The 20,044-nt window shown below is 59.2% G+C and carries 18 protein-coding genes; all 18 read left to right on the top strand.

Features of this window, described 5'->3' with window-relative positions:
- The first annotated feature begins 1,041 nt into the window (after positions 1-1,041).
- The 18 genes from PVA19_RS01170 to glf all read left to right on the top strand — a co-directional run bounded on the left by PVA19_RS01170 (position 1,042) and on the right by glf (position 20,037).
- Positions 1,042-2,649 carry a globin-coupled sensor protein gene (locus PVA19_RS01170; RefSeq protein WP_274100907.1) on the top strand — a complete coding sequence of 536 codons (1,608 nt, stop codon included), beginning with the start codon at positions 1,042-1,044 and terminating at the stop codon, positions 2,647-2,649.
- Positions 2,649-2,942: an STAS domain-containing protein gene (locus tag PVA19_RS01165; RefSeq protein ID WP_062425086.1), complete on the top strand. Its 294-nt coding sequence runs from the start codon at positions 2,649-2,651 to the stop codon at positions 2,940-2,942. The genes PVA19_RS01170 and PVA19_RS01165 overlap by 1 nt, the downstream gene beginning before the upstream one ends.
- A gap of 2 nt (positions 2,943-2,944) precedes the next feature.
- Entirely contained in the window at positions 2,945-3,310 is a 366-nt protein-coding gene (gene cheY1, locus PVA19_RS01160) for a chemotaxis response regulator CheY1 (RefSeq protein ID WP_062425087.1), read from the top strand.
- A gap of 16 nt (positions 3,311-3,326) precedes the next feature.
- Complete coding sequence (locus PVA19_RS01155) at positions 3,327-5,603, top strand: chemotaxis protein CheA (RefSeq protein ID WP_274100906.1); 2,277 nt, start codon at positions 3,327-3,329, stop codon at positions 5,601-5,603.
- 14 nt (positions 5,604-5,617) lie between these two features.
- Positions 5,618-6,526, top strand: coding sequence for a protein-glutamate O-methyltransferase CheR (gene cheR, locus PVA19_RS01150; RefSeq protein ID WP_274100905.1), 909 nt, complete (start codon positions 5,618-5,620; stop codon positions 6,524-6,526).
- On the top strand, positions 6,523-7,578 hold the full coding sequence (cheB, locus tag PVA19_RS01145; protein WP_062425090.1) for a protein-glutamate O-methylesterase CheB: 1,056 nt from the start codon (positions 6,523-6,525) through the stop codon (positions 7,576-7,578). Before cheR ends, cheB begins: the two co-directional genes overlap by 4 nt.
- The gene (cheY2, locus tag PVA19_RS01140) at positions 7,579-7,968 is read left to right on the top strand and encodes a chemotaxis response regulator CheY2 (RefSeq protein ID WP_062425091.1); all 390 of its coding nucleotides are present in this window, start codon (positions 7,579-7,581) and stop codon (positions 7,966-7,968) included. It begins immediately after the preceding gene.
- Positions 7,965-8,510, top strand: coding sequence for a chemoreceptor glutamine deamidase CheD (gene cheD, locus PVA19_RS01135; RefSeq protein WP_062425092.1), 546 nt, complete (start codon positions 7,965-7,967; stop codon positions 8,508-8,510). Before cheY2 ends, cheD begins: the two co-directional genes overlap by 4 nt.
- A 14-nt stretch (positions 8,511-8,524) precedes the next feature.
- The gene (cheT, locus tag PVA19_RS01130) at positions 8,525-8,908 is read left to right on the top strand and encodes a chemotaxis protein CheT (RefSeq protein ID WP_062425093.1); all 384 of its coding nucleotides are present in this window, start codon (positions 8,525-8,527) and stop codon (positions 8,906-8,908) included.
- Between the two features lie 529 nt (positions 8,909-9,437).
- Complete coding sequence (locus tag PVA19_RS01125; RefSeq protein ID WP_274101078.1) at positions 9,438-11,024, top strand: ABC transporter substrate-binding protein; 1,587 nt, start codon at positions 9,438-9,440, stop codon at positions 11,022-11,024.
- A gap of 82 nt (positions 11,025-11,106) precedes the next feature.
- Positions 11,107-12,060: an ABC transporter permease gene (locus tag PVA19_RS01120; protein ID WP_062425095.1), complete on the top strand. Its 954-nt coding sequence runs from the start codon at positions 11,107-11,109 to the stop codon at positions 12,058-12,060.
- Between the two features lie 2 nt (positions 12,061-12,062).
- Positions 12,063-12,953: an ABC transporter permease gene (locus PVA19_RS01115; RefSeq protein ID WP_274100904.1), complete on the top strand. Its 891-nt coding sequence runs from the start codon at positions 12,063-12,065 to the stop codon at positions 12,951-12,953.
- Entirely contained in the window at positions 12,950-14,011 is a 1,062-nt protein-coding gene (locus PVA19_RS01110) for an ABC transporter ATP-binding protein (protein WP_274100903.1), read from the top strand. Before PVA19_RS01115 ends, PVA19_RS01110 begins: the two co-directional genes overlap by 4 nt.
- A gap of 2 nt (positions 14,012-14,013) precedes the next feature.
- Complete coding sequence (locus tag PVA19_RS01105) at positions 14,014-14,979, top strand: ABC transporter ATP-binding protein (protein ID WP_274100902.1); 966 nt, start codon at positions 14,014-14,016, stop codon at positions 14,977-14,979.
- A gap of 80 nt (positions 14,980-15,059) precedes the next feature.
- Positions 15,060-15,704 carry an aspartate/glutamate racemase family protein gene (locus tag PVA19_RS01100; RefSeq protein ID WP_113226540.1) on the top strand — a complete coding sequence of 215 codons (645 nt, stop codon included), beginning with the start codon at positions 15,060-15,062 and terminating at the stop codon, positions 15,702-15,704.
- Positions 15,705-15,827: 123 nt separating this feature from the next.
- Positions 15,828-16,667 (top strand): MurR/RpiR family transcriptional regulator, encoded by an 840-nt coding sequence (locus PVA19_RS01095; RefSeq protein WP_274100901.1) that lies wholly within the window; start codon positions 15,828-15,830, stop codon positions 16,665-16,667.
- 146 nt (positions 16,668-16,813) lie between these two features.
- A complete protein-coding gene (locus tag PVA19_RS01090) occupies positions 16,814-18,865 on the top strand; it encodes an O-linked N-acetylglucosamine transferase, SPINDLY family protein (protein ID WP_274101077.1) in 2,052 nt (683 codons plus the stop codon).
- Between the two features lie 17 nt (positions 18,866-18,882).
- Positions 18,883-20,037: a UDP-galactopyranose mutase gene (gene glf / locus PVA19_RS01085; protein WP_274100900.1), complete on the top strand. Its 1,155-nt coding sequence runs from the start codon at positions 18,883-18,885 to the stop codon at positions 20,035-20,037.
- Positions 20,038-20,044 lie beyond the last annotated feature (7 nt).

Here is a 20,044-nt window from a genome sequence, read left to right as displayed (position 1 = left end):
TAAAATATTCCGCGGTTGTTTCCACCAGAGATGCCAATCCTTCCAACAAAGAAACGGCAGTCCGGCGGACTAGGAGAAGTCTTTTAGGGGAGGTCCACGCGGCGAAGCCACGCGGACGGGCTGAACCCGATGCGAAATCGATCGCGCCGGGTCGAACCCAATCTGGGCTCTGATGTATGCCGTTACCACCCCTGGAGCGGATAAAAATGCGTCAACAAAATCGTGAACGGGCAGTGTGTGGGCGTAGCGGCAAGGATTGAGGCCGGGCTGATCGAAAGAGCGTTCCAGAGTTGAGAAAGCCCGCTCTTCGCTGGAGAGGCAGGATCGTTCCAGTCGTTGCGGCTTGAGAGCGGGACTTGAATTTGCCAAGGCGGGTGTGCCGAAGAAAACCAGCATGCCGGCAACGAGAAGGTTGATCAACCTGACAGGATGGTGCGGAAGACCGCGATGTCGTCCCATCCATGGCAAAATCGTCACCTCCTACGTATGTGCGCCTCAGCTAAACCGTGTCGCGATCTTTCAGATATGCTCCTGCATCTTGTTTCAACGTGCGATGTCATCGCAAACCGCCCGACATTCGTAAGCGGCACGCTTTACAGCGCCATCGTGAAGCAAATATCATATTGATTATCTTAGGGTAATGGCGCAACGCTTGTCCAGCGCGCCAGGCCGAAAAAGATGAAAAACCGGCAAGATATCCAAAACGCCGGAGGCGGGACTTGCTACAGGGCACGCTCTAATGCAAATCAATGACAAATTTTAATAATCATGCCCTGAAATGAAGATTCTTAACTTTCAGGCAAGGAATTAACCATAAAGATTAGTCGTATTTCACGGCGAAATGGAGAGCGACTCTCCTTCCAGGCATGATGCCGCGCTGCCGTACCGGGTCGATCCGGTATTCCGTTTGGTTGCAGAAGGCTCAGCTAACGCTTGTGAGGCGTCCTTTACGGATGCCCATGTCGTGACATCCCTCAAGGATACTGGCGTTCTCTTAACCGTCATCCGCCGGTCTGGCCGGTAAAACATTGGGGACGTCACTTGGGGCAGGACCTGCCAACAGATCACTCGCGAAGGGCAACGGGCGGCAGCCTGGCTGGCCGGTTGCGTTTTGCTGGTCTTGATCAGGACCAGTGCGATCTGCTGCGCCGTTACCGCACCATGCTCGAGCCTCATCTGAAGGCAGGACTTCGCGACCTGATGGTGCGATTCCAGTCCATGCCGGACTGTTCGCCATCCTTTGAGAGCGATCATCAGATCGAACGTCTGCACGACATGCAGACGGCGCACTGGTCGGTGCTGACCGATGCGCGTTTCGATGCGCTCTATGCAGAACGCGTCAAGGTTCTGTCCGACACCGAAAGCCGCATGGGCCTCGATCCGCGCTGGAGTGTGGCTGGTCGTGCTGTCGTGCTGGAAAATCTCCTCGCAGGCCTGATTGCGCAACATCCGCCTCGCTCACTGCTCCCGGGTGCGCGCAAGCGCCATCAGGAATTGGCCGAGGCGGTCAAATCCGTCGTTCGGCTGGTGATGGTCGATACGGAAATTGCCGTCTCCCTGCGCTTCAACGAACTGCGCATTCGCCACACACAAGAGCTTGCCCGTCAGCGCGAGAGCGATCAGGCAGAGGTCGTAACGCTCTTTGGCGATGCGCTCAATGCCTTTGCCGCCGGCGATCTGACGGCCCGCATCGCCGGCGAACTGCCGGAAGCCTACCGCGAGATTGCCGAAGCGTTCAATTCTGCCATGACGCGGATTGGTCATTCGATGGCCGCCACACAAGAAAGCGTTCACAAGACGCAAACCGTCGCCGAGCGCATGTCGCGCGAAAATTCGGGTCTTGCCACGGGATCGACGGAACAGGCCCGTCGCCTCGGCGATGCCTCACAGCGCCTTGGCGCGGTCATCCACGATGTCCGTGATAGCAGTGACCGTATTTCGGCGGCCGAATCCGCAGTGTCGCAGGCACGCAATGCCGCCACCGAAAGCGGCATGGCGGTCGGCGAAGCGATCAGCGCCATGTCCGATATCGAGCAATCGGCAGAACAGATCGGCCGCATCATCGGCTCCATCGACGAAATCGCCTTCCAGACCAATCTCCTGGCGCTGAATGCCGGCATCGAAGCCGCACGTGCGGGGGAAAGCGGACGCGGCTTCGCCGTCGTTGCGCAGGAAGTCCGGGCGCTGGCACAACGCTCCGCCGAAGCCGCACGGGAGATCAAGAACCTGGTCAACGGCACTAAGACGCAAGTCGATGAAGGCGTGCGCATGGTCCATCGCACCCAGGAAGCCATCGAAGGTGTCGTGCGCCAGGTCTCTGGCATCAGCGACATGATCGGCGATGTCGCCCGCCGCACGGGTGAGCATTCCGGTCATCTCAATCACGTCTCCGTCGAACTGGAGGCCATCGGCACGGACGCGCATCGTGCCGCCGAACGCCTGTCCTCATCGGCGAATGAGGCCGACGATCTTCACACCGTCATTCTCGAACTCGGCCGTACGGTGCGCGAGTTCCGCATCGCCCGCCAGGCTTATGCCGAAGAGGCGATCGCGCCGGAGCCGAGAAGAGCCAATGCGACCGTCATGCGTCCCGAGCGCATGGATTACGGCCATGCGCAGCAACAATACAAACGCCAAGGAGTCATTTGATGGCAGGCAGGACAGCAGCGCATTCGACACTGAAATTATCACCTGTGCTGGACCTCAATCAAGCATCCGTCTTGCACGGAAAATTGAAAGAACTCAGAGGCAAGCCGGTTACGGTCGATGCCTCCGAGGTCGAGCGTGTCGGCGCACAATGCGTCCAGATATTGATGGCTGGCATCAAGGCCTGGGAGGCCGATGGCAAGCAATTCACATTTTCAAAGGCTTCTGAAGCCTTTGATAAAACCCTTAAACTGATCGGCGTTGATATCGGTCATATGCTCCCGAAGGAGATATAGGAATGAAGAAAAAAGTTCTCACAGTCGACGACTCCCGCACGATCCGCAACATGTTGCTGGTCACGCTCAACAATGCCGGTTTCGAAACCATTCAGGCCGAAGACGGCGTCGAAGGTCTGGAAGTTCTGGAAGGTTGCAATCCCGACGTCATCGTCACGGATATCAACATGCCGCGTCTTGATGGTTTCGGTTTCATCGAGGGCGTTCGTCGCAACGAGAAGTATCGTGCCGTTCCAATCCTCGTTCTGACCACCGAAAGCGACGCCGAAAAGAAGAACCGTGCCCGCCAGGCTGGCGCGACCGGTTGGATCGTCAAGCCGTTCGACCCCGTAAAACTGATCGATGCCATTGAACGTGTAACTGCCTGATACGGGATCATTCACGATGGATATGAACGAAATCAAAGAAATCTTCTTCCAGGAGTGCGAGGAACAACTCGCCGAACTGGAATCGGGACTTCTTAAACTGAATGACGGCGACCGCGACCCGGAAACCGTAAATGCCGTCTTTCGTGCCGTTCATTCCATCAAGGGTGGAGCCGGTGCGTTCGGTCTCGATGAACTGGTGGCTTTCGCGCACGTCTTCGAAACCACGCTCGATTGCGTTCGATCCAACAAGCTCGATCCTAATCAGGATGTCCTGAAAGTGATGCTGAAATCGGCGGATGTTCTCGCCGATTTGACGAATGCTTCGCGTGATGGCGGCAGCGTCGATGAAAGCCGCACGCGCGGTCTCGTCAAGGAACTGGAGGCTCTGGCCAACGGTGAGACGATCACGCCGTCCGCAGCAGAACCTGCAGCTCCCAAGCCGGCAGCCAAGGCAGCCGTCGTGCCCCCGCCGACACCGGCGCCAGCGCCGACAGATGACAGCGGCTTCCAGCCGATCGCCTTCTCCTTTGGCGATTTCGAGGACGCGGCCATTCCGCTCATGGAAGCGCCCACCTTCAATATCACCTTCAAGCCGTCGGCAGCCCTTTACTCCAAGGGCAACGAATCGGCACTGTTGCTGCGCGATCTCGCCCGCATCGGTGAGATGAGCGTCAATTGCGATATGAGCACGCTGCCGTCGCTTGACGAGATGAACCCGGAAGGCGCCTACTTCTTCTGGAAGATCGCGATCAAGACCGACAAGGGCGAAGAGGGCATCCGCTCCGTCTTCGAATTTGCCGAGTGGGATTGCGAACTCGACATCGTGATGGCCGAAGACGAAACGTCGGCCGATGAAGAACTGCCGATGATTCCGGTGCCCTTCGATCTTTCCGCACTGGAAGACGATGTGCATGAGCCAGCGGTTCAGCCGGCCTCCATGGACGAGCCGGTCGTTGCAAAGGCTGTCGCCACCGCATCGGCTGCAACGGAAGTCACCCAGGCCGTGGCTGCTGCCGTCGAAAAGCGCGAGGCAGCGTCGCCTGCCGCTGCGGCAAACGCTGCCAATGCCGCTAACAACGCGAGCGCCGGTCAGACGATCCGCGTCGATCTCGACCGCGTCGACCGCCTCATCAACCTGGTGGGCGAGCTCGTCATCAACCAGGCGATGCTGTCGCAGAGCGTCATCGAAAACGATACGACGGGCACATCTGCCGTCAACATGGGTCTGGAAGAGCTTCAGCAACTGACGCGTGAAATCCAGGATAGCGTCATGGCCATCCGCGCGCAGCCGGTGAAGCCGGTCTTCCAGCGCATGTCGCGTATCGTTCGCGAAGTTGCCGACATGATCGGCAAGCAGATCCGCCTCATCACCGAAGGTGAAAACACCGAAGTGGATAAGACGGTCATCGACAAGCTGGCCGAGCCTCTGACCCACATGATCCGCAATGCCGTCGACCACGGCATTGAAACACCCGAAAAGCGCGAAGCCGCCGGCAAGAACCCGGAAGGTACCGTCAAGCTGACGGCCAAGCATCGTTCGGGCCGCATCCTGATCGAACTGCAGGACGATGGCGCCGGCATCAACCGCGAGCGCGTCCGCCAGAAGGCGATCGACAATGATCTGATCTCGGCAGATGCCAATCTGACGGATGAGGAAATCGACAACCTGATCTTCGCACCGGGCTTCTCCACCGCTGACAAGATTTCGGACATCTCCGGTCGCGGCGTCGGCATGGACGTGGTCAAGCGCTCGATCCAGGCACTCGGTGGCCGCATCAGCATTTCGTCCCGCCCTGGCCTCGGCTCGACCTTCACCATGAGCCTGCCGCTGACGCTGGCCGTTCTCGACGGCATGGTGGTCACGGTTGCCGGCCAGACGCTTGTGGTGCCGTTGACGGCAATCGTCGAGACTCTGCAGCCGGAAGCGCAGAATATTCATTCCTTCGGCTCCAATCAGCGGCTGATCTCGATCCGCAACTCCTTCTGCCCGCTGGTGGATGTCGGTCGCATTCTCAACTTCCGTGCCACACAGGCCAACCCGGTCGATGGCGTGGCGCTTCTCGTGGAATCCGAAGGCGGCGGCCAGCGCGCCCTGATGGTCGATGCCATCCAGGGACAGCGTCAGGTGGTCATCAAGTCCCTTGAAGCCAACTACACCCATGTTCCGGGCATCGCTGCCGCAACCATCCTTGGTGATGGCCGCGTAGCGCTGATCCTTGACGTGGATGCCGTGGTCGGCGCCTCGCGCGGCCAGTCCCTGAAACAAGAAATGTCGCTCGCGGCAACAGGCTGAAAAGTTGGTGATGAATGACAGCGCTTAAGTTCAACGAACAGCGTGGATCCCAGGATGAAGTGCTCGTCAGCGGCGAATACCCGCTGACGCGTCGCGACCTGGCGGATATCGCCGCAATGATCTACGCGGATGCCGGTATCTATCTCAACGATACCAAGGCCTCGCTCGTCTATTCGCGCCTGTCCAAGCACATCCGCAATCTCGGCCTTTCCGGCTTCAAGGAATATTGCGCCCTGGTCTCCTCGGAGCAGGGTGCTGCCGCTCGCCGGGAAATGCTGTCGCATCTCACCACCAACTTCACCCGCTTCTTCCGCGAGAACCACCATTTCGATCACCTGCGCGACGAGGTTCTACCGGGCCTCATTGCACGGGCAAAGAGCGGCGGACGCGTTCGCATCTGGTCCGCAGCCTGTTCCGATGGCCAGGAGCCCTATTCGATCGCACTGACCGTGCTCGGTCTCTTCCCGAACGCTACCGATTACGACTTCAAGATCCTGGCAACCGATATCGACCCGAAGATTCTCGCTCAGGCGAGGGCCGGTCTTTACGACGACGGCGCTCTCGAAACGGTATCGCCCGCCATGCGCAAGCAATGGTTCCAGGAAGTGGATGCCGGCGGACGCCGCAAGCACCAGATCAGCGACAAGGTCAAGCGTCTGATCACCTTCAACGAGCTGAACCTGATGGCGCAGTGGCCGTTCAAGGGCGGCTTCGACGTGATCTTCTGCCGCAACGTCGTGATCTATTTCGACGAGCCGACGCAGGTGAAGATTTGGTCGCGCTTTGCCGGCCTGCTGCCGCTGGGCGGTCACCTCTATATCGGTCATTCCGAACGCGTCTCCGGCGAAGCCAAGGAGCAGTTCGACAATACCGGCATCACCACCTACAAATACATCGGCAAGTCCGCCGGGAGGAGAGCATGAGCATGCCCGCCCGCGTTCTCGTCGTCGATGACTCTCCCACCATGCGTGGCCTGATCTCCGCCGTCCTCCAATCCGACCCGGATGTCGAGGTCATCGGTCAGGCTGGCAACGCCATGGAAGCGCGCGCCGCGATCAAGGAACTCAATCCGGACGTCGTGACGCTGGATATCGAGATGCCCGAGATGAACGGGCTTGAGTTTCTAGACAAGATCATGCGCCTGCGCCCCATGCCGGTCATCATGGTTTCGACGCTGACCCATCGCGGCGCGGATGCCTCCCTCGCCGCGCTCGAAATCGGTGCCTTCGATTGCGTTGGCAAGCCGGTGCCGGGCGACGCGCAGCCCTTTCCCGATCTGGCAGAGAAGGTGAAGGCGGCGGCCCGCTCGCAGCATCGCACCTATCGCAGCGCCGTGACCGAACGACCAGCCGCGCCGCAGCCGGTTGCGGTCACCAATTACAGCGTCGGTCGCAAGATCGTTGCTATTGGGTCGTCTACCGGTGGCGTGGAAGCGCTGATCGCCGTCCTGCAGAAGTTTCCGATCAATTGCCCGCCGACGGTGATCACCCAGCATATGCCGCCAACCTTCACCAAGAGCTTTGCCGAGCGCCTGAACCGGCTCTGCGCGCCCGTGGTGGAAGAGGCGACGGATGGCGCGCGGCTTCAGACCGGCAAGGTCTATCTCGCACCTGGTGGCGACCGGCATTTGCAGGTTGTTAATCATGCCGCGCCATGCTGCAGGCTGATCGAACGCGAGCCTGTTAATGGTCATCGGCCATCGGTAGACGTTCTGTTCGATTCAGTGGCCGAGCTTGCCGGTCGCAACGCCGTCGGCGCCATTCTGACCGGGATGGGACGTGACGGCGCAGCAGGTCTCTTGAAGATGCGCCATGCCGGTGCCCGCACTGTCGGACAGAACGAGAAAACCTGTGTGGTCTATGGAATGCCGCGTGTGGCTTACGAGCTTGGCGCGGTCGAACATCAACTTCCGCTGAACGCCATCGGCGAAGAAATTCTGAAACTAACTGCCGCCCGAAAAGAAGGTTCTGATTAAATGTCTCTCGCAGAAAAGATAAAAGTGTTGATCGTTGACGATCAGGTCACCAGCCGCCTGTTGCTGAGTGATGCGCTCACGCAGCTTGGCTTCAAGCAAATCACTGCCGCCGGCGACGGTGAGCAGGGCATGAAGATCATGGAGCAACAGCCCCACCATCTGGTGATCTCCGACTTCAACATGCCGAAGATGGATGGCCTCGGCTTCCTTCAGGCGGTTCGCACGAACCCGTCGACGAAGAAGGCCGCCTTCATCATTCTGACCGCGCAGGGAGACCGCGCTCTGGTGCAGAAAGCAGCCCAACTCGGCGCCAACAACGTGCTGGCCAAGCCGTTTTCTATCGACAAGATGAGGGCGGCTATTGAAGCCGTATTTGGATCGCTGAAATGATCGAAACCGCAGCCAAGCGCGTACACATAATTCAGGGCGAGTATAAGATCGCCAATGATCCCGACGTGGTCTTGTCGACCATCCTCGGCTCGTGCGTGGCTGCGTGTCTCAGAGACCCTGTTGCGGGCGTCGGCGGTATGAATCACTTTCTGCTGCCGGGTACAGGGGGTATGGGGGGTGGAGATGCGACCCGGTATGGGGTGCATCTCATGGAACTTCTGATCAACGGCTTGCTCAAGCAGGGCGCGCGCCGTGATCGTTTGGAGGCAAAGGTCTTTGGTGGCGCAAAGACCATTGCCAGCTTCTCCAATGTGGGGGAGCAGAACGCAATCTTCGCGATGCAGTTCTTGAAGGATGAAGGCATTCGGGTGGTCGGCAGCTCCACGGGCGGAGAGCATGGCCGAAAGGTGGAGTTCTGGCCGGTGTCGGGCAGGGCGCGCCAGCACCCATTGAGCGGTGCCGAAACCCAGAAGACCGTCGCGCTGGAAACCCGTCCGGTTCCGGCTGCAAAGCCGGCGGCAAGCGATATCGAATTTTTTTGACAACGGAGTTGCCTATGCATATCGCTGAGCGTGCTGGACCTGAAATGTTTGAAGAGGCTTTGCCCACGATCCTCATGCGGGTCGTCTCAGAACTGCATGATGTCGCCTATCTGATCGAACGCATCGAGCCCCAGCTTCTGGAGGCCACCAATGGTGCAGTCACCGATGACGGGTTGAAACTCTTGCAGGGTATCGATCTTGCGGTCCAGAAGGCCCGCGGACTTGCCGAGTTCATCGACACCATCACTGGCTCCATCCCTGTGGAATGGGCCGTGGACGTGACGACGGCTCTCAGCCTCGTCAAGCTCGCCGAAATGCAGAAGGCACTTGGCGCTGGTCTGCGCCATGGGCACTCCCAGCCGATCGACAAGGCATCCGGCGACTTCGATCTGTTTTAGAGCGGGCGTTGCGTCCTTCTGGACGCATTAACGACACTTCTCATTCTTTCAACCATCGTGCTTTTCCGACAATCGATTCCGATTTCGGGGGGATGCTGTCGTGTAAGCGCAGAGTGTCTTCCCTCGCTCTTAACCCGTCACTGGTACAAGCCGCCGCGCATACTGCACGATGCATTCTACGCCGCTTTGCCGGAGCTAGCTTCCACGACCGTGAGCCCGTAAACCCGCCTCTTTAGCAGACATATGCGCTCCTTCGTCTAACAAGCCATTTTTAGGCACTGACGCCTTTCACCGCATGCGATTACAGCAGGTTTCTCGGCAAGGAGAGCACTCGCGATACTGTGCGAAAGCGTAACTCACTGAAAAAGATATGAAACTGTGGTTTCATATCATCTGGCACGAAACCTGCATTGCGTATCCCGACTGAGACATACTCAGCCTATCGAACGAGAGGGAACGCATGACACACGATTTCAGAAAAACACCGGCAGCTGCGGGCATCATCGAGAAATTGCGCCGCGCCCGGTTGATGGGCTCTGCTGCATTGGCGTTTCTGGCCATCACGGCAAGCGAAACCTTGGCCGAAGGTACGCTCCGCATTGGCATGACGGCCTCCGATATACCCCTGACCACCGGCCAGACCGATCAGGGCGGCGAGGGTCAGCGCTTCATGGGTTATACGCTCTACAACGCTCTGATCGAGTGGGACCTTTCGAGTGCCGACAAACCCTCGACCCTCATTCCCTCCCTCGCGACATCCTGGTCCGTGGATCCCGTCGACAAGACCAAGTGGACATTCAAACTGCGCGACGGCGTGAAGTTTCACGATGGAAGTGCTTTCGATGCGGCGTCTGTGGTCTGGAACCTCGACAAGATCCTCGTGCCGGATTCACCGCAATTCGACAAGCGCCAGTCGGCGCAGGGAAAATCGCGTATTCCAGCCGTGGCTTCCTACAAGGTCATCGATCCGCTGACGGTCGAAATCGTGACCAAAACGCCCGACGCGACGCTCCCCTATCAGCTGAGCTGGATCCTCATGTCCTCGCCCGCGAACTGGGAGGCACAGGGCAAAAGCTGGGATGCCGTGGCTCAGAAGCCGTCCGGTACGGGACCTTGGAAGCTGGAAAACGGGTTCACGCCGCGTGAGCGCGCCGAACTGACGCCGAACAAGGACTACTGGGACAAGGCGCGCGTGCCGAAGCTGGACAAGCTGGTTCTGGTGCCTCTTCCCGAACCCAATACCCGTGTGGCCGCGCTGCGCTCCGGTCAGGTCGACTGGATCGAGGCGCCTGCGCCTGATTCCGTCAAATCGCTCAAGGATGCGGGTTTCGACATCGTCACCAATTCCTACCCACACAACTGGACCTGGCACCTGTCGCGCGTCGAAGGTTCACCCTGGAACGATGTGCGCGTTCGCAAGGCCGCCAATCTTGCCGTTGACCGCGAAGGGATCAACGAGTTGCTCGGCGGTCTTTCCGTCCCGGCACAAGGATACCTGCCCCCCGGCCACCAGTGGTTCGGCAATCCGACATTCAAGCTGGAATACAATATCGAGGAGGCCAAGAAGTTGATGGCCGAGGCCGGCTACGGTCCAGACAAGCCGATCAACACCAAGGTCGTCATCTCCTCATCCGGATCGGGCCAGATGCTGCCTCTGGCGATGAACGAATACATCCAGCAGACGCTGGCAGAAATCGGCATCAATGTCGAATACGAGGTTGCGGACTGGAATACGGTCATCAACATCTGGCGCGCCGGCGCCAAGGATCCGAGCGCGAAGGGCGCCACTGCCGTCAACTACAGCTACTTCATTCAGGATCCCTTCACGGCACTGATCCGTCAATCGCAGTGCAATCTTGCTCCGCCGAATGGCACCAACTGGGGTTATTACTGCGATCCCGAAATGGATGCGCTGTTTGCTGAAGTGCGCAACACCTTCGATGCGGCGGAGCAGGACAAGGTTCTGAGAAAAATCCACGAAAAATACGTCAATGAAGCGCTGTTCCTGATGGTCACGCATGACGTCAACCCCCGCGCCATGTCGAAAAAGGTGAAGGGCTTCGTGCAGGCACAGAACTGGTTCCAGGACTTCTCGCCGGTCACCGTCGATCCCTGATCGCTGATCCCAAGCGATAGCGGGCCGGGTTCTCGCCCGGCCTGCCGTTTCCGATCCTTGCCACAAACATCAAGAGGGTTTCATGCTTCTCTACGCGCTCAAGCGACTGCTGCACGTCATCCCGGTGGCAATTGGCGTGAGCATGGTTTGTTTCATGCTCATCCATATCGCTCCGGGAGATCCGCTGGCCGCCATTCTTCCCTCGGATGCTTCGGCTGAGATGCAGACGCAAATGCGCGCTTTCTACGGTCTGGACCGTCCTCTGGCTGTACAGTACGCAATTTGGATGTGGCATGCGCTGCATGGCGATCTTGGCACCTCGATCGCTACCGGACGGCCTGTTCTCGGCGAGATCATCGATGCATCCATCAATTCGATCATTCTCGCCGTGTCTGCAGCGGTTATTGGATTTGTCGGCGGCGCGACACTTGGCTTTCTCGCCGGTGTGTTTCGCGGCGGATGGGTGGACCGCATCGCTTCCGGCATCTCGATGCTTGGCGTCAGCGTCCCGCATTACTGGCTCGGCATGGTGCTGGTCATCACCTTTTCCGTGACACTCGGATGGCTTCCGGCAATGGGTGGAGGACCAGGCGGCTCTGCGGGCCGCAGCTTCAGCTGGGATTATATTCAATATCTCGTGCTGCCGGCCGTCACCATGTCCGTCATTCCCATGGGCATCATCGCCCGCACCATCCGCTCGCTGGTGGCAGATATATATGCGCAGGACTTCACGCTGGCGCTGGCTGCCAAGGGCCTGATGAGCGGGCGTATCCTGCGCCATGTGGTGCGCAATGCCGCCCCGACCGCTCTCTCCGTCATGGGTCTGCAACTGGGTTATCTTCTCGGCGGTTCTATCCTGATCGAAACGGTCTTTTCATGGCCGGGTACCGGTTTCCTGCTCAACGGCGCGATCTTCACCCGTGACCTGCCCATCCTGCAGGGCACCATCCTCGTGCTCGCCATGTTCTTCGTCGTTCTCAACCTCATTGTCGACGTGTTGCAAAGCGCCATCGATCCGCGCATCCAGAGGAGCTGACAATGGCCGCAATAGCTGAAGCATCCGCAATTCCCGTCGAGAAAATCGCCAAGTCTCCCGGCTTCTGGAGCGGCGTTCTGACGCGGCTGCGTCGTGATCCCGTTGCCATGGTGGCGCTTGGGATCCTCGTTCTTCTCATCCTAATGGCCATTTTCGCGCCTTATCTGGCGCCCTACGATCCGGCGAAGGGCAGCGTCATCCGCAGGCTGAAACCGATCGGAACACCCGGCTATATCCTCGGCACCGACGAGCTTGGACGTGACATGCTTTCACGCCTGATCTATGGCGCGCGTCTGTCGCTCCTCATGGGCGTCATCCCTGTTCCCATCGCCTTCGTCATCGGTTCGGCAATCGGCATCATCGCCGGTTACGCGGGCGGTTTGACCAACACGCTGATCATGCGCACCGTTGACGTGTTCTACGCGTTCCCGTCGGTGCTGCTGGCCGTGGCACTGTCCGGCGCGCTTGGCTCTGGCCTCACAAATGCGCTCGTTTCCCTCACGGTCGTCTTCATCCCGCAAATCGCTCGTGTAGCAGAGAGCGTCACCACCCAGGTCCGCAAGCTCGATTACGTGGATGCCGCCCGCGCCTCCGGGGCTCCCGCCTTTACCATCGTCAGGGTCCATATTCTCGGCAACGTGCTCGGACCGATCTTCGTCTTCGCCACAAGCTTGATTTCCGTATCGATGATCCTTGCGTCAGGTCTCTCCTTCCTCGGGCTCGGCGTGCGTCCGCCGGATGCCGAATGGGGGCTGATGCTGAACACGCTGCGCACCGCCATCTACACAAACCCCTTCGTTGCAGCCTTGCCCGGCGTGATGATCTTCATCACCTCGATCTGCTTCAACCTGTTCTCAGATGGGCTGCGCACAGCCATGGACGTGAAGTCATGATGAAAGTCGTTGGAGCACCAAGCCTTGAACTGCCTATCGGGGAAAGGGGTGGACCGGTCCAGCCACTGATTTCCGCCCGCGGGCTTCTGAAACACTTTCCCGTCAAAGGAAGCGGCTTCCTGAAACCGAAAAAAGTCGTGCGCGCCGTCGATGGCGTCGATTTCGATATCATGAAAGGAGAGACACTCGGCGTTGTCGGTGAAAGCGGTTGCGGCAAATCGACGACGGCGCGGCTTCTCATGCAACTGATCGCACCCGACCAGGGCGAAATCCTCTTCGATGGCGAAACGGTTGGCGGCGTCTTGCCGCTTTCTGCCTATCGCCGTCAGGTGCAGATGGTATTTCAGGACAGCTACGCCTCGCTCAATCCGCGACTGACGATCGAGGAATCCATTGCCTTCGCACCGCAGGTCCACGGCACGCCAGCGGCAAAGGCGATTGCAACGGCACATGATCTGTTGCACCGCGTCGGCCTCGAGCCATCGCGTTTTGCCGGTCGCTATCCACATGAGCTTTCCGGCGGTCAGCGCCAGCGTGTCAACATCGCCCGGGCTCTGGCGCTCAAGCCACGCCTCGTTATTCTGGATGAAGCGGTCTCGGCTCTCGACAAATCGGTGGAGGCGCAGGTGCTAAACCTGTTGCTCGACCTCAAACGCGATTTCGGCCTGACCTATCTATTCATCTCCCACGATCTCAACGTCGTTCGCTTCATGTGCGACCGGGTCATGGTCATGTATCTCGGCAAGGTGGCGGAGATCGGGAGTCGCGATGCCATCTACGGCAATACCGGTCATCCCTATTCGGCAGCACTTCTGGCCTCCATGCCGAAAATCGATCCCGCAGAACGCACCGAAGCGCCGCCACTGACAGGTGACCCGCCCAACCCCATCGATCCGCCCTCCGGCTGTCGCTTCCACACCCGCTGCAGCTTTGCCGAGGATGTCTGTCAACGGGTGCTGCCGCCGCTCACCGAGATGTCTCCCAGCCAGGCAGCCGCCTGCCTGATGGCAAAGCCCGGTTCCGGCCACAGCCGTGCGCCAGCACTGACGGAGGCATGACGATGCAGAACGACGATATGATCAATATGCGCAACCTGTCGGTTACGTTTCGGCGCGGCGGCAAATCCGTCAAGGCCGTCAACGGCGTCAACTTTGTCGTCAAGCCGGGCGAGGTGGTAGTCCTTCTGGGGGAATCCGGCTCGGGCAAAAGCGTGACGATGCGCTCGCTCTTGCGCCTTCATCCCAAGGGAACGCTTGTTGAGGGCGCCATGTCGGTCGACGGGCGCGACATTATGGGGCTTTCCAGCCGCGCTTTGTCCGATCTCAGGGGAGCCGTGGTGTCCATGGTGTTCCAGGAACCGCGTCTGGCGCTGGACCCGGTCTATACGGTCGGTAGCCAGATCGAAGAGACCATCATGCGCCACGAAAACGTCTCGCGCACCGTCGCCGCTCAACGCGCCCTTGCACTGTTCCAGAAAGTTCGCATTCCCTCACCGGAGCGGCGCCTTGGCAATTATCCGCATGAAATGTCGGGCGGCATGCTACAGCGTGCGATGATTGCCATGGCGCTTGCCTGCAATCCGAAGGTGCTGCTGGCAGATGAGCCGACCACGGCGCTCGATGCAACGGTACAAATCCAGATCTTGCTGCTGATCCGCGAATTGCAGAAGGAATATGGCCTGTCGGTCATCTTCGTGACGCATGATATTGGCGTTGCGGCGGAAGTCGCAGACCGGATCGCTGTGATGTATGCCGGACGCATCGTCGAGGAAGGACGTGTCGGCGATCTCATCGGCAACCCGCGCCATCCCTATACCAAGGGCCTGCTGGGCGCGCGTGTGGAACTGGCCGAGGGCCGCGACCGGCTGATCACCATTCCCGGCGCACCGCCGGATCTTGCAGCCATGCCGCCGGGCTGCGCCTTCGCGCCCCGTTGCGAGCTGGCGCGTGAAGAGTGTCGTGCGGATGTTCCTGCGCTCACGCGGCTGTCTGCCGATTCACAGGTCGCCTGTATTCTCGCGCACTGAAGGCCTCGGAATGCTGGGCGCTCGTCGAGAAAATACAGGAACATAGGGGGCGGGAGTGCCTTGGCGGCACCTTGAAAGTCATGAAACGCATAGGATTGATCAATCCCAACACATCGCAGGCAACGACTGCGATGATGACGGATATTGCGCGCCTCTACCTGCCGCAGGGCTTTGCCATTGAAGGCCTGACGGCAAAACAAGGCGTGCCGATGATCCTCGATGAAAAAGCCCTTGCCGCTGCCGAAGAGGGCGTCGTTTTCATGGGAATGGACCTTGCCGAACGCAGCGACGGCCTCATCATCTGTGCATTCGGCGATCCTGGGCTGGAGCGGCTTGCCGAGACGTCCGGCATCCCCTGTATCGGCATATGTCAGGCAAGCATGATGGAGGCGTCTGCGGGCGGACGGCGCTTCGGCATCGCCACCGTCACGCCAGACCTCGTGGGGAGTTTCGTTGCCAAGGCGAAAGCTCTTGGCGTCGCATCTCTTTTTACCGGAACGCGGCTGACGACAGGCGATCCGCAACAACTCGCCTCCGCACCCGATGCACTGCTTGCAGCGCTGGCGATCGCGACGCGTCAATGTTTCGAAGAGGACGGGGCTGAGGCTGTGATTATTGGCGGAGGGCCTCTCGGGCAGGCAGCGGAACAGTTGCAGGGCATGTTTCCCGCTCCGGTTATCGCGCCGATCAGGTCGGCCGTGGAGTGGATGGTCCGAGCGCTTTAAGAAGGCCAGGCCTCGACCGTCCATGGTTGAGGCTGCCTGTCCTTTCATCGACGCGCTGTTTTTTGTTGCAAGCGTCATTCGGGCGGCAGAAAGTCGCCCATCTACCGTTTGCCGGAGCGCGCTGTGGTAAAGGAAAAATCGTTTCTGTTTCGAGTGAGGCAGGCCCTTCCGGACCTTCATCCAGCGGAAAAACGCGTCGGCGAATTCGTCTGCGATTTTCCGGGCGAGCTCGCGAGCTATTCCGCCCAGGAACTTGCCGCTTTGGCCCATGTGTCGAAGGCGACCGTCACGCGCTTCATCCAGCGGCTGGGTTATGACAGCTACGAGGAGGCGCGGCGCCATGCGCGCGCGGAGAAACAGACCGGCTCGCGCCTCTTTCTGGAACGCTCCGACGAGAGCGAAACAATGCAGTCCGTCAAAGCCCATGCCGCACAGGATATTGCGAATATCGAGGCGACATTCTTTGCCATCTCGGACAGGCAGATAGAAAGCGCTGCCGATTGTCTGCTTCAGGCACGGAAAGTCTGGGTGATAGGGTTTCGCAGCAGCCAGCCATTCGCAGCCTATTTTCAATGGCAACTGACGCAGGTCATTGAAAACATCGTCGCCATCCCTGGCCCCGGCCAGACACTGGGGGAACATTTCGCCAGTCTGCAGGACGCCGATATCGTCGTTGTTTTTGCCATGCGACGTCGCGTTGCCCAGATCGATACCATCCTTGACCATGTCAAGGCGTCGGAAGCCAAGCTCATTTACGTCACCGATGAGGGGGCACCCGGTCATAGCGGCGCCACTTGGCATTTCCGATGCCAGACGCTCGCGCCGGGTCCGCTGTTCAACCACACGGCTATCATGGCGCTTTGCCATTTGCTGATTACGCGTTGCCTCGAAAAAGCCGGCCCATCCGGTCGCAAACGCTTGCGCAAGATCGAGATGTTGAACGACAGCTTCGATGAGTTGTAAGCGCCATGGCCGGTTGATGGATTGGACCGCATCCCCCTCTCGTTGCGTAAAGCGCCGCACAAGCTTCATTGTATAATCGGTTGTCAGTCTATCACGGCCATGATTCCGCCTCCGGCGGGGCGGCCGGCTTGAAGGTTCTGAATGCAATGAATGCATCGATTGGCGGCACGGCCCAGAATTCGCTCCTCCCCACTTTGTTGGAGCTTGCAAAAACCCAGCGTCTTTCGCTGGTGGACCTGCTGAAATTCGCAGAAACGTTGACGGCGCAAGGCAAACGCCAGGAGGCGGCAGAGCTCTACAAGAGCTGGCTCGCCTTCAACGATCCCCATCCCGGCCAGCACATGGTCTGCTTCAACTTCTCCGTTCTGTTGCGGCAGATGAACGATCTTGCCGGTGCCGTGACTGCCATGCAGGCGGCGTTGAAGCATGATCCGATGTTCGGCCCCGCCCACATCAATCTCGGCCTGGCCTATGAGGATGCCGGAATGGCGACGCTTGCCATTCAGCAGTGGCAGGGCTTTGCAGAGAAAACATCTGAAACGACGCCGGATCAGCTGCTCTATCGTCATCTGGCGCTCCAGCATATCGGTCGTGTCATGGAAAATGCCGGACTGATGGAGGAGGCGGAGGCAGCCCTTTGGCAGGCCATGGAGCTTCGCCCGCACAAGCTGGAATCCGGACAGCATTGGAGCGCTTTGCGCCAGCGCCAATGCAAATGGCCGATCCTGGTGCCCTCCAATCACGTCACCCAGCGCCAGATGATCGACGCCATGCCGCCGCTCACGCTTGGCTGCTATGCCGACGATCCGATCTTTCAGCTGGCCAACGCCCATCAATACGGCAAGACGCTCATTGGGAGACCGGATATCCGAAACGTCCCCCGCGCCACCGTCCGGCAGAAAACGGGCACCGGCCAGAGGCTGCGTGTTGGTTACGTGTCGTCAGACCTGCGCGATCACGCCGTTGGCTTTGCGCTGAGGGAAGTGCTGGAACTGCATGACAAGGCACGCGTCGAAATCTACGCGTATTACTGCGGAGAAGCCGTTGCCAACGATCCGACACAAACGCGGATGAAGGCGGTCGTGGATTGCTGGCGAGATGTCGCCGCGCTCTCCGACGAAGCAGCCGCGCGGCAGATCGCAAGCGACGAGATCGATATTCTGATCGACGTGAATGGTTACACCAAGCACGCCCGTACCAAGATTTTCGCCTATCGCCCCGCGCCCGTCATCGTCAATTTCTGTGGCTACCCGGGCTCCATGGCGACACCTTTCCACCAGTACATGATCGCCGACGAGGTGATCGTGCCTGAGGAAAGCGAGATCTACTATTCGGAAAAGGTGTTGCGGATTGCCTGCAATCAGCCGCTCGACCGAAAGCGCGTTATTGCCGAGCGCCCGTCTCGCCAGGAAGCGGGCTTGCCGGAAGACACGTTTGTCTTCGCCTGCTTCAACGGCATGCAGAAGATCACACCATCCACATTCGCGCAGTGGATGCGCATTTTGAATGAAACGCCGGGCAGCATCCTGTGGCTTTTGACCGGTAGCGATAAGACCGATCAGCGCCTGCGCGATCTGGCAGAGGCCGCCGGGATTGCGCCGGAGCGTCTGCTCTTCGCGCCGAAAGCCCCGAACGCGATGCACCTCGCCCGCATCGCGGTGGCAGATCTCTTCCTCGATACGTTCCCTTATGGTGCTCACTCGACCGCAGCGGATGCGTTGACCGTCGGTCTTCCGGTTCTGACATTCCCCGGCAAGTCTTTCCCGGCGCGCTTCTGCAGCAGCGTCGTCGCCGCGACGGGATGTTCCGAGCTTATCTGCACTGACCCCGAGGATTACGTTGCCAAGGCCATCGCCTTCGCAAAGAAGCCGGCGAGCTTGAAGGCCGTCAGGAAGAAGCTGGGCGCGGAACGGGAAAAGAGTGTTCTGCGCGATATTCCCGCCACCGCGCGAAGGCTCGAAGACCTTTATTGGCAGATGCAGGGCGAAGCCGAACGGGGCGAAACACCTGTCCCCGATCTTCGCAATCTCGATGTCTACTACGAGATCGGCAGCGAGCTTGTGTCGGAAAATCTCGACTTCGTCGATGAGGCTTCGTACCGCGATCGCTACCTTCAAAAGCTGCGGGAGTGGGACGCTTTCTCGCCCATCCAGCATGACAACCGCTTGTGGACCACGCAAGCATCCGCCACCGCTTGAACAGAGGCAGAGCCGCCGTGTCCCGACAGAAGATTGCAATCGTAGGCGCCGGGCTCTCCGGTGCGGTCATCGGCCGTGAGTTGGCGGAAGCAGGGCACGAGGTCGTAATTTTCGACCGGCGGGATCACATTGCGGGCAACTGCCATACCGAGCGCGATGCAGAGACCGGCGTGATGGTCCACGTCTACGGTCCGCATATTTTCCATACCGACGATGCCGAAGTCTGGGATTACGTCAATCGCTTCCAGACCTTCAAGCCCTACAAGAACCGGGTGAAGACCACGAGCCGCGACCAGGTTTTTTCCCTGCCGGTCAACCTGCACACGATCAACCAGTTTTTCGGCAAGACCCTGCGCCCGGATGAGGCGAAGGCCTTCATCGAGGAGCAGGCCGATACGTCGATTACCGATCCGCAGACCTTCGAGGAGCAGGCGCTGCGCTTTGTGGGCCGCGACCTCTATGAGGCCTTCTTCGAAGGCTACACGCAAAAGCAGTGGGGTTGCTCACCGAAGGATTTGCCAGCCTCCATTCTCAAGCGGCTGCCGGTCCGCTTCAACTATGACGACGACTATTTCTTCCACAAATTCCAAGGCATGCCGGAAAACGGCTACACCGAAATGGTGGACGGCATCCTCGATCATCCGGACATCACCGTCAGGCTGAAGACCAGCTTCGATCGGGCGGACACGGGCGACTATGACCACACCTTCTATTCGGGTGCGCTGGACGGCTACTTCGACTATGCGAAAGGCCGCCTCGGCTATCGAACGCTGGACTTCGAACGTTTCACCTACGACGGCGACTATCAGGGCTGCGCGGTGATGAATTACGGGGAAACCTCCGTCCCCTACACCCGCATCACCGAACACAAGCATTTCTCGCCATGGGAAAAGCATGACGGATCGGTGTGCTACCGTGAATACGCTCGCGAATGCGGACCGGACGACACACCATACTACCCCATCAGGCTGGTGAAGGAAAAAGAACAGCTAGCCGACTACGTCGCTCTCGCGAACGCCGAAGAGGGCATCAGCTTCGTGGGACGTCTGGGAACCTATCGATATCTCGACATGGACGTGACGATCCGTGAAGCGCTGGATACTGCAAGGCTTTTCCTCGACCTCCACGACAAGCAAGAGAGGATGCCGGCCTTCCTGAACCCACCGCTGTAATGGAAGT

It is taken from the genome of Agrobacterium sp. CNPSo 3708, from assembly GCF_028674915.1.
Classification (GTDB): Bacteria; Pseudomonadota; Alphaproteobacteria; order Rhizobiales; family Rhizobiaceae; genus Agrobacterium; species Agrobacterium cavarae.
The sequence above is the reverse complement of the archived record's forward strand: the minus strand, read 5'-3'. Positions and strand labels throughout refer to the sequence as shown.

Bases quoted from the DNA above. Each gene is read 5' to 3' on its own strand.
- PVA19_RS01110 (WP_274100903.1), top strand. From the start codon at position 12,950: ATGATGAAAGTCGTTGGAGCACCAAGCCTTGAACTGCCTATCGGGGAA.
- PVA19_RS01090 (WP_274101077.1), top strand. From the start codon at position 16,814: ATGAATGCATCGATTGGCGGCACGGCCCAGAATTCGCTCCTCCCCACT.
- cheT (WP_062425093.1), top strand. From the start codon at position 8,525: ATGCATATCGCTGAGCGTGCTGGACCTGAAATGTTTGAAGAGGCTTTG.
- cheY2 (WP_062425091.1), top strand. From the start codon at position 7,579: ATGTCTCTCGCAGAAAAGATAAAAGTGTTGATCGTTGACGATCAGGTC.
- cheB (WP_062425090.1), top strand. From the start codon at position 6,523: ATGAGCATGCCCGCCCGCGTTCTCGTCGTCGATGACTCTCCCACCATG.
- PVA19_RS01100 (WP_113226540.1), top strand. From the start codon at position 15,060: ATGAAACGCATAGGATTGATCAATCCCAACACATCGCAGGCAACGACT.
- PVA19_RS01120 (WP_062425095.1), top strand. From the start codon at position 11,107: ATGCTTCTCTACGCGCTCAAGCGACTGCTGCACGTCATCCCGGTGGCA.
- cheD (WP_062425092.1), top strand. From the start codon at position 7,965: ATGATCGAAACCGCAGCCAAGCGCGTACACATAATTCAGGGCGAGTAT.
- PVA19_RS01165 (WP_062425086.1), top strand. From the start codon at position 2,649: ATGGCAGGCAGGACAGCAGCGCATTCGACACTGAAATTATCACCTGTG.
- PVA19_RS01105 (WP_274100902.1), top strand. From the start codon at position 14,014: ATGCAGAACGACGATATGATCAATATGCGCAACCTGTCGGTTACGTTT.
- cheY1 (WP_062425087.1), top strand. From the start codon at position 2,945: ATGAAGAAAAAAGTTCTCACAGTCGACGACTCCCGCACGATCCGCAAC.
- PVA19_RS01115 (WP_274100904.1), top strand. From the start codon at position 12,063: ATGGCCGCAATAGCTGAAGCATCCGCAATTCCCGTCGAGAAAATCGCC.
- PVA19_RS01155 (WP_274100906.1), top strand. From the start codon at position 3,327: ATGGATATGAACGAAATCAAAGAAATCTTCTTCCAGGAGTGCGAGGAA.
- cheR (WP_274100905.1), top strand. From the start codon at position 5,618: ATGACAGCGCTTAAGTTCAACGAACAGCGTGGATCCCAGGATGAAGTG.
- PVA19_RS01125 (WP_274101078.1), top strand. From the start codon at position 9,438: ATGGGCTCTGCTGCATTGGCGTTTCTGGCCATCACGGCAAGCGAAACC.